The sequence below is a fragment of the Rossellomorea aquimaris genome (assembly GCF_003315075.1).
Lineage (GTDB): Bacteria > Bacillota > Bacilli > Bacillales > Bacillaceae_B > Rossellomorea > Rossellomorea aquimaris_C.
This window is the reverse complement of sequence record NZ_QNRJ01000002.1, coordinates 114,729-130,650: the sequence shown is the minus strand read 5'-3', so window position 1 is coordinate 130,650 and position 15,922 is coordinate 114,729. Positions and strand designations below refer to the sequence as shown.

Sequence of the window (15,922 nt, the reverse complement as noted above, 5' to 3'; positions counted from 1 at the left end):
TTTTTTATCGTTTATATGCTCCCGGGACGGATGAATAGACGACAGGTTATTTGTGATACAATAACTACAAGACTGAATACATATAGAGAAGGGAATTTTCATGAAAATTTTATTTGTTGGAGACGTTGTCGGTTCAATGGGCAGGGAAATGATCACAGAATACCTGCCGAAGTTAAAAAAGAAGCATTCACCGGATTTCACCATCGTGAACGGGGAAAATGCTGCTTCAGGCAGAGGGATCACGGAGAAGATTTACAAACAATTTTTGCAAGATGGTGCCAATATGGTAACTCTCGGTAATCATACTTGGGACAATAGAGACATTTTCAATTTTATCGACTCATCGAAACAAATGGTAAGACCGGCGAATTTCCCGGAAGGAACCCCTGGAAGCGGTCTGGTGTATGCTGAAGTGTATGGAAAAGAGGTTGCTGTTATCAATGCACAAGGGAGAACGTTTATGCCGCCCCTTGATGACCCGTTCAAGGCACTGGATGAACTTGTAGACGAAGCAAAGAAGAGAACGTCCATTATCTTCGTTGACTTTCATGCAGAAGCAACTAGTGAAAAGCAGGCGATTGGCTGGTTATTGGATGGCCGGGTATCTGCTGTAATCGGCACCCATACACATGTACAAACAGCTGATAACCGCATCCTGCCCAATGGTACAGCATTTATGTGTGATGTCGGTATGACAGGCCCATATGATGAGGTACTGGGAATGAGTAAGGAGTCTGTTCTGAAGAGATTTCAGACCAGTTTGCCCGTTCGTTTTGAAGTTCCAAAGACAGGACGTAAAATTTTGAGTGCCTGTTTAATAGATGTTGATCAAAAGACGGGTAAAGCCAAAAAAATCGATCGTATTTTAATTAACGAAGATCATCCATTTATGGCAGAATATTAAATGTTTTCGTTCCTTTTTTCAGTGAGACCGGAATGATTTGTCCATTTCCTGAATATAGTATCAGTGGAATCATTTATACCAAGTTTGTTCTTTACCACGGACATACGGTATGGGGGAAATGACAAGGAGGAAAAGGAATGGAAATATTAAAAGTTTCAGCAAAATCTAATCCTAATTCTGTAGCTGGTGCACTCGCCGGTGTTCTTCGTGAAAGAGGAGGAGCTGAGATACAAGCGATTGGTGCAGGGGCTTTAAATCAAGCCGTTAAAGCAGTTGCGATTGCCAGAGGCTTTGTGGCTCCCAGTGGTTTAGATTTGATATGTATCCCGGCATTTACAGATATTCTGATCGATGGGGAAGAGCGTACGGCGATAAAGTTAATAGTGGAACCAAGATAATATACCATAGGCTGTTCATTAAAGAGGGGATTCTTTAGTGGACAGCCTTTCTATTTTTCCATAGTATTATTATAAGGTAAGTCAGGCACTTGAAAGGATGAAGAGACATGTTATTTGATGCACACTGTGATGTATTGATGAAGTTATACTTAGAACCGGAGAAGAAAGCATTTCAATCTAAGCATACTTTACATATTACCTATCCACAGCTGGTGGATAGCAGAAGTAAGATACAATTATTTGCTATATATATCCCCTCCAATTTGAAGCCGGGTCAACGATTTCAAGCTGCCCTGGAAATGGTGAACTTATTTCATAATCAAATCCTGAAACCCAATCCTAAGCTTAAATTTGTCACCTCGAAAAGAGATATAGAAAAATTAGCTCATGATGAAATCGGGACAATGCTTACACTTGAGGGCATTGAAGCGATAGAAGAGGATCTTACCAAGCTTGAAATTCTTTATCGGCTTGGGGTCCGTTCTGCAGGTTTAACGTGGAATTGGGCCAATGCTGCAGCAGATGGAGCACTGGAGCCGAGGGGTGGAGGGTTAACCAATTTTGGCCATGAGGTCGTTTCATTCTTAAACGAGAACAGGATGTGGACAGATGTTTCCCATTTAAGTGAGAAAGCATTTTGGGATACAATCGAAATTGCTGAATATCCCATCGCTTCTCACTCGAATGCTTATTCCATTTGCCCCAATCCCCGAAATTTGAAAAACGGACAAATTGAAGCGTTAATCAAAAAGGACAGTGTCATGGGGATCACGTTTGTACCGCCATTTCTAAACAAAAAAGGTACAGCGGCGATTTCAGATGTCATCAGGCACATCGAACATGTTTGCAGTTTGGGTGGAGAGGATCACATTGGATTTGGATCGGATTTCGACGGAATATCAGAAACGGTACAGGGGTTATCATCATTCGATCAATATAATAACTTAATCAACACACTTCAACGATATTATAGCGAGAAACAGGTGAAAAAATTCTTGTTCGAAAATTTTGTTGGAAGATTACCAGATTGATTACTGAACCAGACATTAAAGAAATACCTTTAATGGTTTTTTTGTACCAGGAATAAAGTGTTCATATTCATAATCTCTTTAATACAGTAGTGATTTAAATAGAAAAGTGATAAACTGATAGAGTGAATACAAAGAAAAAAGTTGCAACAATCCTTTGTAGTAAAAGATTGTTTGAACGAAAAATGAGAATATGCTTCTCTAATAGATGTTGCAAAAATTGATTGAAGGGGTGTAATAAATGAAGGAACAACTTTCATGGAAAGTTGGTGGCCAGCAAGGTGAAGGGATAGAGAGTACGGGTGAAATCTTTTCTATGGCCCTCAATCGCCTTGGGTATTTCTTATATGGTTACCGCCATTTCTCCTCTCGTATTAAGGGAGGACATACAAATAACAAGATTCGGGTAAGCACAACACAAGTGCGTGCGATTGCTGATGACTTAGATATTTTAGTTGCATTTGATCAGGAAACGATTGATGTGAATTATAAAGAATTACATAGCAATGGTGTGATCATAGCTGATGCGAAGTTCAAGCCAGAAAAGCCTGAAGATACGGATGCTTCTCTCTATATCATTCCTTTCACTCAGTTGGCTACGGAACTTGGGACGTCGTTAATGAAGAACATGGTAGCGGTAGGAGCGACCTGTGCCGTTCTCAACCTGGATCCAAACGTTTTCAAGGAAGTAGTGGAAGAAATCTTCGGCCGTAAAGGTGAGACGGTAGTAGAGAAAAACATGGAAGCCATCAAGCAAGGATATCAAACGATGAAAGATGAGCTTGGAAGCAAGGTCGGTTCATTACAACTGAAGGAAGCCGATGGTAATAAGCGCATGTTCATGATCGGGAACGATGCGATAGCTCTCGGTGCCCTGGCAGGTGGGGTTCGCCTGATGGCAGCTTATCCAATCACTCCAGCTTCTGAAATCATGGAATACCTTATTAAGAAGCTTCCGATGGTGGGAGGAACGGTTATCCAGACAGAGGATGAGATTGCAGCCGCAACGATGGCAATCGGGGCGAACTACGGGGGTATCCGTTCATTCACTGCATCGGCTGGTCCTGGTCTTTCACTCATGATGGAAGCAATCGGCTTATCCGGTATGACAGAGCAGCCTTTAGTAGTGGTGGATACTCAACGTGGAGGACCGTCCACTGGACTTCCGACGAAACAGGAGCAGTCCGATTTAATGGCCATGATTTACGGTACCCACGGAGAGATTCCTAAGATCGTCCTGGCTCCAAGTACTGTACAGGAAGCATTCTATGATACAGTAGAGGCGTTTAACTTGGCTGAAGAGTATCAATGTCCAGTCATCATTCTTTCTGATCTACAGCTTTCATTAGGGAAGCAAACGGTAGAACCACTTGATTACAGCAAAGTGGAAATTCGTAGAGGGAAGCTTGTTGGCAATGAATCAGAGTTAAATGAATTAGAGGCAAAGAAATACTTTAAACGTTTTGAAGTGACTGAAGATGGTGTATCACCACGTGTCATCCCTGGAATGAAAAACGGCATTCATCATGTGACAGGAGTCGAACATGATGAAACAGGGAAGCCGTCTGAATCTCCGGTAAACAGACAGGCACAGATGGATAAACGTATGCGCAAGGTGGAAAACATACGCTTTAACAATCCAATCCACACTCATGCACCACATGAAGCTGCCGATTTATTATTAGTGGGTTTCAACTCGACACGTGGAGTAATTGAAGAAGCAATGGAACGACTTGAAGCGGATGGGTTGAAAGTGAATCATGCTCATATCCGCTTAATCCATCCGTTTCCGGCAAATGAGCTCGAGCCACTGATGCAATCAGCTAAGAAAGTGGTTGTGATTGAACATAATGCTACTGGACAATTAGCCAATATAATCAAAATGAACGTAGGGTATGGAAATAAAATCACGAAGATGACAAAGTATGATGGCACACCCTACTTACCAAATGAAATTCATTCAAGATGTAAGGAGTTGATCTGATCCATGGCTACCTTTAAAGATTTTAGAAATAATGTTAAACCCAACTGGTGTCCTGGGTGTGGAGACTTCTCTGTACAAGCTGCGATTCAACGGGCATCGGCAAATGTAGGGCTCGATCCTGAACAATTGGCTGTCGTATCCGGAATCGGTTGCTCCGGACGTATATCAGGTTACATTAACTCGTACGGTTTTCATGGCATTCACGGACGTTCCCTTCCGATCGCTCAAGGATTGAAGATGGCGAATAAGGAATTAACCGTTATCGCTTCTGGTGGGGATGGAGATGGGTTTGCCATCGGCCTTGGCCATACCATCCATGCGATCCGTCGTAATGTAGATGTCACATACATCGTTATGGATAACCAGATCTATGGGCTGACCAAAGGACAAACCTCTCCGCGCTCGTCATCTGGTTTTAAGACAAAGTCTACACCTCAAGGAAGCATTGAGCCGGCACTGGCACCGATGGAAATGGCACTGACAGCAGGTGCAACATTCGTTGCCCAAAGTTTCTCTTCTGACTTGAAAGAGCTGACGGCCATAATCGAAGCAGGGCTAAATCACAAAGGCTTCTCATTGATCAACGTGTTTAGTCCTTGCGTGACCTATAACAAGATCAATACGTACGACTGGTTCAAAGAAAACCTGACAAAGCTCTCGGATGTTGAAGGCTATGATCCATCAAATCGTGAACAAGCAATGAATATGCTTATGGAGAAGGATGGATTGGTGACTGGATTGATTTATCAAAACAAAGAACAGCCTTCCTACCAGGAACTGGTGACCGGGTATTCTGAAGAGCCATTGAGCACACATGATTTAAGGTTAGATGAAGATAAATTTGATGAGTTAGTCAAAGAATTCATGTAATAGAATAAACCGGGCACCTCACTTGGGTGTCCGGTTTTTTAATTTATTGATTTCTTCAATTAATTGAGCATTTGTGAATTGCAGGTGCTGAATAGTGTTTTCATAGCTTTTCATTTTATTTTTAATTGCAGCTGATTCTTCCTCGTGGAAACTGAACACGTCTTCTTTCATAAGTTTAATGTTCTTCCTAAGTGCATGAAGGGTATTGGTATAGGACTCTTTTTCGTCCAGCTGTTTTTTTAGTGATGTTTCTATCTTTTGGATATGTGCTGATTTTTCGATTTGCATTTTGGATGCCTGTTCAAGCTGATTCGCTTTAATGGTAAGTAAGTCCTCGTAATGGAATGTAGATTCTGAAAAAGTTTGTTGAACTTCATACAATTCTTTTTCTCGTAAGTAAAGTTGAGCTTTCAAGGCTGCGATCTCATCCATGAGATTGTGGTTTTCATGTTCCTCAAAGCTATTCAGTATGAGCAAATGTTGTTTCGTTGCTGCCCACTCGATTTTCAATTTCTCCAACCGCTCTCCCAGCTCCATTAGTTCTGTTTCTCTTAAGTAAAGTTGAGTTTTCAAGGAGTCGTTCTGATTTAGGAGATTGTGGTTTTTATGTTCCTCACAGCTATTCAGTATGAGTAACTGTTGTTTATGTGCACTCCACTCCCTTTGTAATTCCTCTCCTAACACTCCCAGTTCCAATAATTCACTTTCTTTTCTATATAATTGTTTTTCAATTTCTTGTTTATTTATCAATAGAAGTTCTATTTCTTTTGTAAGATAGCAATTTGTCACTTGTAAAGACATGACTTCTTTTTCGAAAGCATCCTTTGTTTCATTTTGGTGTTCCGTTTGTTTGTTTTTTTCCGTTAAGTGGATTTGGTTTGTTTTATGGAGTTGATCCTTTAGCTGATTGATGGTGTAGCGAAGCTTTGTCATTTCCTTTTCCTGTGCCTTAAGGAAGGTCTGGTATTTTGAGGATATTTGCTCTTTTTCCGCTTCTGTTTTTTTTATTTGCATTCGATACTCTTCCAGTGTGTCTTCTAAAAGTTGCTTTTCCTTTTTTAAGGTTTTGTATCGTTGGACAAGAGAAGTTCTTTCTAATAATGAACATTTTTGTTTGTATTTTTCCAGTTCGGATTTATAATGAATGATTTGCTGCTGCAATTGTATAGAAGAAAGCTGTTTCATCCAGGATGGCTCCTTTCTTTTCGTTTTTATTATGTATATGTTTTCAACTATGTGAACGCTATTTGTCCATAAAAATAAGCCATGAAAACTTCCCAGTGTTTACATGGCTTTTATATTTATAATAAATATCATTGCAATGATAAGATAAGCGTTTACGTTCGTAATATTCATTTAAAAGAGTAAGCGTAACCAATCAGAAGCTTGCTTTTGAAGAACTATATATGAAGGTCATTATTATTATCGTTTTCATCATTTTACATCAAAGATGGAGCGAGTGGTTAAAGGTTATACATTCCCCCTTTCCTTATGGTATATGATATGCCGGGTTCAAAGTTGGAGCACTGTCAAATGTCTATATAATCAGCCTATTTTTTCATAGTTTAGAAAAACTATTAGTATGCCTATTATTTTTTTTTGAAAAAATAGGTATTTTCTCTATACCAAATTCTTTCTCGTCCATAGGATATAGTGTGATAGAAATATAATATTCATTAAAAGAAAGGAAGGATTTTTTTGAAGAAGCGTAAACAAATTAGGGGTTCCCAGACTCCAACGCCAACGCCAACCAGTATCCCATTGGATACAAACGACTTAGCACCAGAATGTATTCGAGTAGACAAAGTGTATGACTGGGTGTTCTTTGCGAACAAGTATGAGAATAAGAACTTTATTCCTGATGAAGCTTGTCGTGCAGCTGTCAGTGCAGCATTAGCGGCAGGTCAGAGAGTAGAGGTGCAAACGGCTCCAGTAGACCCGGCTGACGTCAGTGTATCAGGGTCTATCATTGAGAATGGTAACCCTGGAAAAGTTCTTATCGTCTGGACAGTACCTGTAGACGTAACGATCTTAATTGATGGGGTAGCAGAATGTTCTTTCACTATCCGCACTCAATTCACCGACGAAATTATGCTTTGCGTACCGACAGGAATTACGAATGACAACTTAAATATCAGAGCGACTCAAGTAATTGCGACCTCTGGTGGAGTATTAATGGGACCAGATCCATTTGGACCAATGATTCCATTGAAAGTCGTACTATGTAAAGATGTTCAAGTAGAGTATCCGGTTAAACTTGAAGTATTGGCTAAATTCTGTTTCCCACGTCCAAACAATATTCCAGTACCTGAAGAAAGACTTCAATGTGACTTGAGCTTACTGGAATTCCCTCGTCAATGCCCAGGATTATTCCCGGTTGATAACTGTGAATGCCAGGCGACTGCACTTGCTAGAAATGAAGATACACTTGCAACATTCGGTTCCGGTGCAACCGCAGACGTTGTAACAGGTCTATCAACACTTAGAGCAGAGATTTGTCAAGAATGTTCACTTGCAGATAGTACATGGTCTTACTCCTTCACTGATACTGAAGTAGGTCCTACACCTGCTCCAACTGGAACTGGATTCCAACCAGACTTCAGCTTCACTTTCGATCCATCTTCCATTGATAGCGTAACATGTGGAGAGGAAGCATTGACAGCTGTAGGAGAAGGTATTCGCTACTTTGATGGTGCACCTGAACAATTATTCTACGAATTACAGATCTTTACAGGTTTATTGGGTCCAATTTCAGAAGGCTTCCGCTTAATCTTAAGAAATACAGCTAATGTTGTAATCTTTGATAGTGGAGTAGTTGAAGCATTGGTAGAATTCGGTGAGTGTGACACATTTGCTGACCTGCTTGGCGGATTGGATGACTAATTAAATGAGGGAGAGAGGGATCTCTCTCCCTTTTTTTAACATGTAAACAAACCATACATAAGATAATACAAAGAAATCAATGGAGGTGAATGTGATGACAGTGGAGGAGGATAAATCTAAAGATGGCACAGGCCACCCGGAAGTCATGAATGATATTCATTTGATATCTGAAGAACTTGAGTCTCTCTATAATCATTATTCAAGGCGCATAAAAAATGTGTCAGAGGAATTGTCCAGGGAAAGATCAAAACATAAGGTGTATCAATTAGAAATCGCGGAGAATCACCATACCATTCAGATGTTGACAGAACAAATTGACTACTTACTACAAGATATAGAACTGAAACATGAGATTTATCTTCAACTGCAACATGAATTAAAGAGAGGACCATTTCCAGATGAAACTGAATTAATCAATGAAGCAACCAATGAACCAGAGAATCAGAATGTTAGCCGGGAAGATAATGACCTTTTACTTCCTACAGCCATTCCGGAAATAAGGGTTATTTATGAAAGCACTGTCAGTCATAAGAAATCACAGCTGGAAAGTGTTAAAAATGAGGCAATATCCTTGTTGGTGGAAGCCAATGAGTACTTCCTATCAGAGAGCAAAAGGTCCTTTGAGGTTGAGGTATATGCGAATGCATTCATAACGCAATTAGCATGGATAAGAAAGCAACAGAAGCAATACATGGAGGAAAAGAATAAAAGGTGGTATGTTAAAATGTGGAAATTTTTATGGGGTAAAGAAGAAAATAATCATCCTGAAATAATTAAGAAGCTTAATTTGATTGAAGAACAGTTAGAATCATATTCTGGAAAATTCAATGAAGTGAAGGAAACATTGAATAAAAGCAATGAAAGAGAAGAAACAACTCAGAATTACTTGCAGAAAATGAGTGCCTTGCATGAAGAGCTAAAGAAAATTGAGGAGCATTACGAGGAAGAACTTCATGCATTAAGGAATCAAATTGAAGAATTTAAACAAAGAGAAAAAGATCTTGAAAGACAGATGACTTTAATGAATGAAAAAGATTCAGGTAATCAGAAGGGAAAAAGCCAGCGGGAAATGGAATTGGAGAAAGAATTGACTAAACTTCGTCAGGATCTAAAATCTCAGTCAAATAAGAAAAATGATCTCTATAATAAAATGAAAAAGCAAAGTAAACAGGCACCCCAGGGGAATCCTCAATTTGAAGAGTACGGAAATATACCGATGGCTCCTGAAGCGAAACGAACAATGTTTAATCCGAACAAATACATTCGGTGAATTTGAAAGGGGGGAAAAAGATGCAATCCAAGGATCTAAATAAGATTTACAAGCAGCAAAAGAGCGTACCCATTGGGATTAGAAAAGAACAAAAAAAGAAAATGGAAGCGAAACGAACAAAGTTCAAATATAAGGGATGCGGGTGTAACGCATAAAGATAAAGTTTATATTTCAAAGAAATTAAACCAATTACTCATAGCGGAATGTAAAAAAGAACTTCCTAATGAGGCATGCGGATTCATTTCTGGTCATACTAAGGTGTGTAAAAATGTATGGCCGACCAAAAACACAAACCCGTCACCTTATACATTTGCCATCGATATCGGGGATCAAGATAGAATATTGAGTGAACTGAAAAAAAATAATGAAGAATTAGTTGGAGTTTATCATTCTCATCCTTTTGGTAAGGCAGTACCTTCGAACGATGATATAAAGTATGCCCCTAGCCAACATATTTATTATTTCATCATTGCGCTAGGAAGGGGAGAAGCAGATATCAGGTGTTATAAAATATTTAATGGTAATGTAAGGGAATTCGATATCGAAATTATCGGGTGACAAATTTCAATATAAAAGGGATCTGCCATATAGCAGATCCCTTTTGATATTGAAAAATGTTGTACTGACAAAAAGAATAAGAAGGAAGGGCAGTCTCCTTCTTCGAGTGTAAAAACGTTAAATACCCTTCCTTTTTGAAAGGATTTTCATCATTTCTTCTTTTTTATAATATGCCAAAAAATATTCACTAACAATTCTATGGTTATTTGAATAAAATGGGTTTGTTTTAGCTTTTTTTGGAGGGTGCCATAAATGATAGATGTCACCGGTTAATCTTTTATGAGGACCACAAATTGTATCACAAGCTGCAACAAATGCATCGTCCTCACCACCCCAGCCTATAAAACGTTCATCAAAACCTTTAATCTTAATAAAGCATGTTTTTTTGATTAAATTTATTCCACCCACAGGAACCGACTTTTTATTGTGCCGGTTTTTACCATGTAACATGGAAGTACTCAGAGAATAATTCGGTTTGTCATAAAGCACTTCAGACATGTGGCGGTACAAATCACACACATTATTATATGGAAGTATAAGGGGAAAAGATTCAAGAAGCTTCAAGCCTGAGAGCATAGTATTTTTGGGGCAAAGTATATCTGCATCTATTATGGCAATATATTCAGTATTAGTTTTTTTTACAGCTTTATTTATTGCTGACGATTTGGAGTAATGATCACTCCCATTGGAAGCAATTATGATATCTGTGTTAGGAAACAATGTTTTGTAGTAATTCATAACTACTTGTAAGGCTTTTATTCTGTAGGGATCCTTTGATTGAAATGGAATGATGATCGAAAAAGTAATCATCTTTAAGCACATCCTTTCGTTAGGAAAAGATAATAGGACTAATTCAAGTATGCAAGTATCCTTTCTATAATGGAAAGGGAAATCATTCCATCTTCAGCTGTCACCTTAGGCTGCTTTTGGATTTTTACATTTTGAATGAAATCCAATAGCTGCATTTGTAATGGATCATACTCAGGAGCAGAGATATTGATTGTAGAAACTTTATTCTGACTTACAATATCTTCTATTTCAGGATAGTGAGAGGAGACCTGAATCGTCTTAATCGTATGGTTAATCAAATCTACATCAAAGTATGAATGGTTGGTGATAATTTCGATTTGTCTTTTTTTATATTTTGATAAATAGCTGGCTGTTAATGTACAAATCAATCCGGACTGAAGAGTAAGAATGGACGTTACATGATCATTCCCATGGGGAGTATTCTTCGGGGATCTAATGGAATATATTTCTTTAATTGTATCACCTTTAGTGATCTCTTCTAATAGGTATACATCATGAATCATTAAGTCACTGACAACTTCAGGGAAATCCATACGGACAGCAGCTGGATTTAACCTATTAAAATTGATCGAGTAAATATCCTCGTGCTTTAATAGCTCCATTAATAACCTAAAGGTAGGGTTGTATAATTCTATGTGCCCCACTTGTACAATCAAGTTTTTAGACTGAGCTTTTTCAACAATCTTTTCTGCATCAGAACTATTAGCAGTGATGGGTTTTTCGATTAATAGATGAACATGTTCATCTAAACATAGATTCGCAAGTTCGTAGTGATATTTAGTTGGCACACAAAGACTTATTGCATCCACACTTCTCACAAGATCGATCATTGTAGGGAAACTTTTAATTTTATATTTCTCTGAAATGACTTGACTCTTATTTATATCGTTATCAAATATTCCTTGTAGTGTCACTTGATCCTTCAGTTCCAATAAAGCATTAATGTGCTTCTCTCCCATTTTACCAACACCAATAACTCCAATCTTCAAATTGAACACCTCTTATACCTATTTTTAATATACTATGCAAAATAAATGAAATTGCTTGGACAAACATTTAAATGTTTACATTAGTCCAAACTTTTATAGAGGTTTGTACATACACTATATTATAAATAGCGTTTGCAGGGGGGATCTACGTGAAGAATCTCAATGGTGTCACACTAGGGAGAAATGTAGTTGTAGAAGAGGATGTTTTGATAGAAGAAGGGGTCGAGATCGGTCATAACAGCGTGATCTTAAAAGGCACGCATATCATGAAAAATTCAAAAATAGGAAATAATTGCGTGATTGGTATAAAACCTCAGGGAAATAATAGAATGCGAGGTAACGAGAGTTCTACTACATTACTAATTTCAGAGAATGTGAAAATAGGTAACCTGGTCAGCATTTATTCAGGTACCACTATTGGTCAACATGTATTCATTGGAGATCATGCAAGTATAAGGGAGAACGTAATAATTGATCAGGATACTGTAGTTGGTAGGGGTGCTATCATTGAATTGAATAGTACGATTGGTAAGGCATGTACTATTCAAACGCTTGCGTATGTGACAGGTGATACCATTATAGAAGATCACGTTTTTATTGGTCCTTGTGTTTCTATGTCCAACGATAAATACATGGGGAAAACTCCTTATGAATTGAAAGGTCCTGTTATTAAGAAAGGTGCTTCCATCGGAAATAATGCCACTTTACTTCCTGGCGTTATTATTGATAACGATTCGGTAGTTGGTGCAGGTTCTGTAGTAACAAAAGATGTACAAAATAATAGTACTGTTTTAGGAAACCCCGCAAGATTTTTAAAGAAAACTTAATTCATACACTTACTAATCAGTGACGATAACCCATGTGAATATTAGTTGAATAAAAGAAAGCCCCTCATAAACTCTTAAAGTTTATGAGGGCTTTTTTACTTGTATAAATGATTATGTTAAGAAACTTTTCAAATATTGTTATAATTTTTTTATAGTATCTACACTATAAAAAGTTTTCATTGTATTAATTTCATTCTCTTTCATTGTAGTTACATATTTATCAATTTGCGTTTTAATATATTGGCGATATGGTGGTGCGATATTATCTAAAGCTTCTGGGTGAAATTTTTCCATCCAGGATGTATTGATGGAATCCCCTCTAACTTTTTCCTTTAATTTATTCATTTCAAGGTGGTTGCCATTATATTTGGAGGTAATGTAAGCAAGGACGTTTCCAAAGTGTGGATAAGGATGTTTTATTATATTGTTTGCATCATTGATTTTAAACAGATTATTTAGATAAGGTTCTGATAGAGGTACGTTATTAATCGTTTTTTCCAATAGATCTTTCCTGAAACACTTATAACAGTTCATACAGGGCTTTCCAACGCCGCCTCTGCTGCATGCTTGCGCAATATTTCTATAGCGGGAGTTCATAACCATCTTTGTTGTAGATACTTCACTTAACCCTATTAATGGAAGTGTAAAGGGCATATCTACGCTATCTAATATTTCTGACCAGATGGCTATGAATGGATTTTGCTTCCAGTCTGTATACCCCTCATAACCAACCCTGTATCCCTCTTCGATCGTATGACCATTTGCTAAACTATTGAAGCTATAGTAATCAGCTAAAAGTAAACTAGGAGCTGCGTCGGCCAAAATGGTATTAAAGCCAACAGGATTCCTCACATACTGTAAATCTGTCTTTATTCGATGAATATTAAATCCAAGTTTTTTTAAAGAATCACAAGCAAAATATGCAGCTTCTTGATTAAGCATCGTTTTTCTCTGTTTAAGTGTATTAGGAGGGATTCTATCTATATAGAACAAGTGAGTTGAAGGTGGGAGGAGTAATAATGCAGAAGTTGAATCTATTCCCCCACTATATGAAAGGGCTGGTACAGCATTAAGTGGAGCTTTTCTGGGTTTAAGATTATAATTTACAGGAACAATTTTTTTATTAGTGAGTCTATAGAAAGTCCTATGGAAATGTACACTAACCCCTATTGGTACAGAGATTACACGACCACAAAAGGGGTACACAATAGAAATAGCAGCAAGAGCTAACATATCTGGATGAACTGAATCGATATTCCAGTTGTTTGGCAAGTGAATATTACATTGTTTATTATTTAAGTGTACTTCACCCGATGTTTTATAACTGTTTCTAAAAATAGTAAAGTTGGTTTTATCCGAGGGGTCAATAAAATAGGAGAGAGTTAATAACCCGTTTTTGCTTTTGTAATATATTTTCATTCCATTCATCCTTTTTTATAAAATTCATAAAACTAATGATATCTAACCCTTGAAGAAATAAAGAAATAAATGGGATATTATAGTTTTGGGTTGGATAATTAAGGTGATATAGTGTTTGAAGTTGTATTCAATATGCTATAAATTTCTTTGGATTTATAAAGCTATGAATCCCACTTATTTTCCATATTATGTTTTTTTGAGGATAATGTCTTTTACGGAGTTAACAAACTGGTGTGCCCGTATTTGATTAGAGTGATTTCTTTGAATGAAATGGTATCCATTATTTATAATTTCTTCTCTTGATCGATTGTTATTGAGATAATATTTCGCTTTTTCTTCAAAGTTTGTAAAATTGCAGGCGATAAAATTCTCACCATCCTTGAAGCCTAACTCAAGAATGTCGTTATTGGGTTCAGCGATCAGTAAAGTTTTACATGCAGGTACCTCAAAGAACTTCAAAATGGGATATTTGAGATTACTTCCACAAGTGAAAAAGATTTTAGCTTTGTTGATTTCTTTGGCATATTTAATATCGACAATCGGTTCCTTATCCCAGGATACTAAGTGACCCGGGTGTGCAATGTGGGTAAAATTAGGAAGATTATTAAACTTATTTAACACTGCTTCTCTAAATTTGTACCGGCCATGTGTTGGAGTGTTGATTAGTCCCATTAAAAGATAGTCGTATTCTTTGTTTTGTTTCCAATCTCTATAGATTTTTGTGTTTACTGACCAGGGTAACCATATGAATTTATGCTGAAGTTCTGGATAGGAATTGAGAAAATTTTCTTTGGATACAGAATAAACAGCATCAAATTTATTAGTAAGAACATAGTTTTTCCTGAAAGCAGGATTATAATGAGAATCAATAATAAAGCAACCTTTAGGTATGTCAATGGAATGCAATCCAGTGATATTCGGTGCTAGTGCATAATTATATCCGACATCATAATGAAAAATAAAATCAGGTTTGACTATTATTTTTTCTAATATATCTCTAATATCCCCATCTTCATACCAATAGGATAGATCAGCAAATTCTTCAAATGCTTTAATCATATCAAACTTCGCCTTATGCTTAGCGTATTTTTTCCAGAATGGTCTAATTAATATTAAAACCTTAGGTTTCATCAGCTAACACCTCTTTAGTAATAATAGAGTAATTCAAATTATCAGGATGATAATTTAGAGGGAATAATATTAAGTCATTGCATTTAGTATCTATTGAGTAGTAGGCACTTAGGAGATGAATGTTTAGCTGAGGGATATTTATCAGAGTGTTTTCTTCACCTGGAATGAAGATGTTAAAGTTCTCATTTAGATAGTTAATGAATTCTTCCACGTTAACATTGACTTTTTTGAGGAAATCTATATTGAACTCTATACATCCCGCGAAAGTATGGCACCTTCTTAAGATATCTTTCATCCCCTCCAATACTTTCCATTCGTGACCCTCGACATCAATCTTAAAGAGGACTATCTGATTTTCAATACTTTTCAAGGTAAATAGGTCGTCAATTTTAATACTGCCTATTTTTTTTCTAATTTGTTCTCTATGTTCTAATTGAAAGATTGATGAATTTCCGGATCGTTCTTTATCTACAAAAAAATCTTGAGAATACAAGTTTCGATCAGATGCCAATTTATAAATGATTTTTATTTGGTCTTTATTTAAATGTTTTTGGAGAGATTTTTCGATATAAGGTTGAAGCTCTTTATTTGGCTCTACGCCATAAATCAAAGCATCCTTACAGTAATTTGCAGAAAATAAAATCTCTCCATAATTCAAGCCAATGTCTAAGATAATGTTTGGTTCCAGCTTCTCCGCAATTCTTCTCCAGAAATTCACAACTCTGGGCTGAGTGATCCCATTGTGCAGTGACAAGCCTAGCCCTTTCTTTTCTTCATCATTTACAAAAAATGAATTCTGGTTATCACTAAATATGATTTCTTTCATCATTTCAACACCCCTTTATTATTAT

Annotated in this window: 15 protein-coding genes; 9 read left to right on the top strand and 6 right to left on the bottom strand. The window is 37.2% G+C overall.

What is annotated here, in order from left to right; translation table 11 throughout:
* Window positions 1–100: 100 nt before the first annotated feature.
* From DET59_RS03120 to DET59_RS03100, 5 genes are all read left to right on the top strand, one after another.
* Window positions 101–904 carry a TIGR00282 family metallophosphoesterase gene (locus DET59_RS03120; protein ID WP_113968154.1) on the top strand — a complete coding sequence of 268 codons (804 nt, stop codon included), beginning with the start codon at window positions 101–103 and terminating at the stop codon, window positions 902–904.
* Between the two features lie 137 nt (window positions 905–1,041).
* Complete coding sequence (gene spoVS / locus DET59_RS03115; protein ID WP_034760060.1) at window positions 1,042–1,302, top strand: stage V sporulation protein SpoVS; 261 nt, start codon at window positions 1,042–1,044, stop codon at window positions 1,300–1,302.
* 107 nt (window positions 1,303–1,409) lie between these two features.
* Window positions 1,410–2,333 carry a dipeptidase gene (locus DET59_RS03110; RefSeq protein ID WP_113968153.1) on the top strand — a complete coding sequence of 308 codons (924 nt, stop codon included), beginning with the start codon at window positions 1,410–1,412 and terminating at the stop codon, window positions 2,331–2,333.
* Window positions 2,334–2,571: 238 nt separating this feature from the next.
* Window positions 2,572–4,314 (top strand): 2-oxoacid:acceptor oxidoreductase subunit alpha, encoded by a 1,743-nt coding sequence (locus tag DET59_RS03105; RefSeq protein ID WP_113968152.1) that lies wholly within the window; start codon window positions 2,572–2,574, stop codon window positions 4,312–4,314.
* 3 nt (window positions 4,315–4,317) lie between these two features.
* Window positions 4,318–5,184 (top strand): 2-oxoacid:ferredoxin oxidoreductase subunit beta, encoded by an 867-nt coding sequence (locus DET59_RS03100; protein ID WP_113968151.1) that lies wholly within the window; start codon window positions 4,318–4,320, stop codon window positions 5,182–5,184.
* A gap of 18 nt (window positions 5,185–5,202) precedes the next feature.
* Here DET59_RS03100 and DET59_RS03095 read toward each other — a convergent pair whose 3' ends face one another.
* Window positions 5,203–6,369, bottom strand: coding sequence for a coiled-coil domain-containing protein (locus DET59_RS03095; RefSeq protein WP_113968150.1), 1,167 nt, complete (start codon window positions 6,367–6,369; stop codon window positions 5,203–5,205).
* Window positions 6,370–6,882: 513 nt separating this feature from the next.
* Between DET59_RS03095 and DET59_RS03090 the strand changes: the two genes are divergently transcribed.
* The 3 genes from DET59_RS03090 (at window position 6,883) to DET59_RS03080 (ending at window position 9,895) form a co-directional block, all read left to right on the top strand.
* Entirely contained in the window at window positions 6,883–8,067 is a 1,185-nt protein-coding gene (locus DET59_RS03090) for a BMQ_0737 family morphogenetic spore coat protein (RefSeq protein WP_113968149.1), read from the top strand.
* Between the two features lie 94 nt (window positions 8,068–8,161).
* On the top strand, window positions 8,162–9,337 hold the full coding sequence (locus DET59_RS03085) for a hypothetical protein (protein WP_113968148.1): 1,176 nt from the start codon (window positions 8,162–8,164) through the stop codon (window positions 9,335–9,337).
* Window positions 9,338–9,409: 72 nt separating this feature from the next.
* Complete coding sequence (locus tag DET59_RS03080; protein ID WP_181778041.1) at window positions 9,410–9,895, top strand: M67 family metallopeptidase; 486 nt, start codon at window positions 9,410–9,412, stop codon at window positions 9,893–9,895.
* Window positions 9,896–10,012: 117 nt separating this feature from the next.
* Here the strand turns inward: DET59_RS03080 and DET59_RS03075 are convergent, their stop codons facing one another.
* Together DET59_RS03075 and DET59_RS03070 are read right to left on the bottom strand one after the other, a co-directional pair.
* The gene (locus DET59_RS03075) at window positions 10,013–10,705 is read right to left on the bottom strand and encodes a galactosyltransferase-related protein (protein ID WP_181778040.1); all 693 of its coding nucleotides are present in this window, start codon (window positions 10,703–10,705) and stop codon (window positions 10,013–10,015) included.
* A 38-nt stretch (window positions 10,706–10,743) separates the two neighbouring features.
* Window positions 10,744–11,694 (bottom strand): Gfo/Idh/MocA family protein, encoded by a 951-nt coding sequence (locus DET59_RS03070; RefSeq protein WP_113968145.1) that lies wholly within the window; start codon window positions 11,692–11,694, stop codon window positions 10,744–10,746.
* 149 nt (window positions 11,695–11,843) lie between these two features.
* Here DET59_RS03070 and DET59_RS03065 point away from each other — a divergent pair, with 149 nt between their 5' ends.
* Complete coding sequence (locus DET59_RS03065) at window positions 11,844–12,521, top strand: acyltransferase (protein WP_113968144.1); 678 nt, start codon at window positions 11,844–11,846, stop codon at window positions 12,519–12,521.
* Between the two features lie 138 nt (window positions 12,522–12,659).
* Here DET59_RS03065 and DET59_RS03060 read toward each other — a convergent pair whose 3' ends face one another.
* From DET59_RS03060 to DET59_RS03050, 3 genes are all read right to left on the bottom strand, one after another.
* Entirely contained in the window at window positions 12,660–13,940 is a 1,281-nt protein-coding gene (locus DET59_RS03060) for a DUF6395 domain-containing protein (RefSeq protein WP_113968143.1), read from the bottom strand.
* A gap of 186 nt (window positions 13,941–14,126) precedes the next feature.
* On the bottom strand, window positions 14,127–15,071 hold the full coding sequence (locus DET59_RS03055) for a glycosyltransferase family protein (protein ID WP_113968142.1): 945 nt from the start codon (window positions 15,069–15,071) through the stop codon (window positions 14,127–14,129).
* Window positions 15,061–15,900, bottom strand: a complete 840-nt coding sequence (locus DET59_RS03050) for an FkbM family methyltransferase (protein ID WP_113968141.1) — start codon at window positions 15,898–15,900, stop codon at window positions 15,061–15,063. Before DET59_RS03050 ends, DET59_RS03055 begins: the two co-directional genes overlap by 11 nt.
* Window positions 15,901–15,922: the final 22 nt, after the last annotated feature.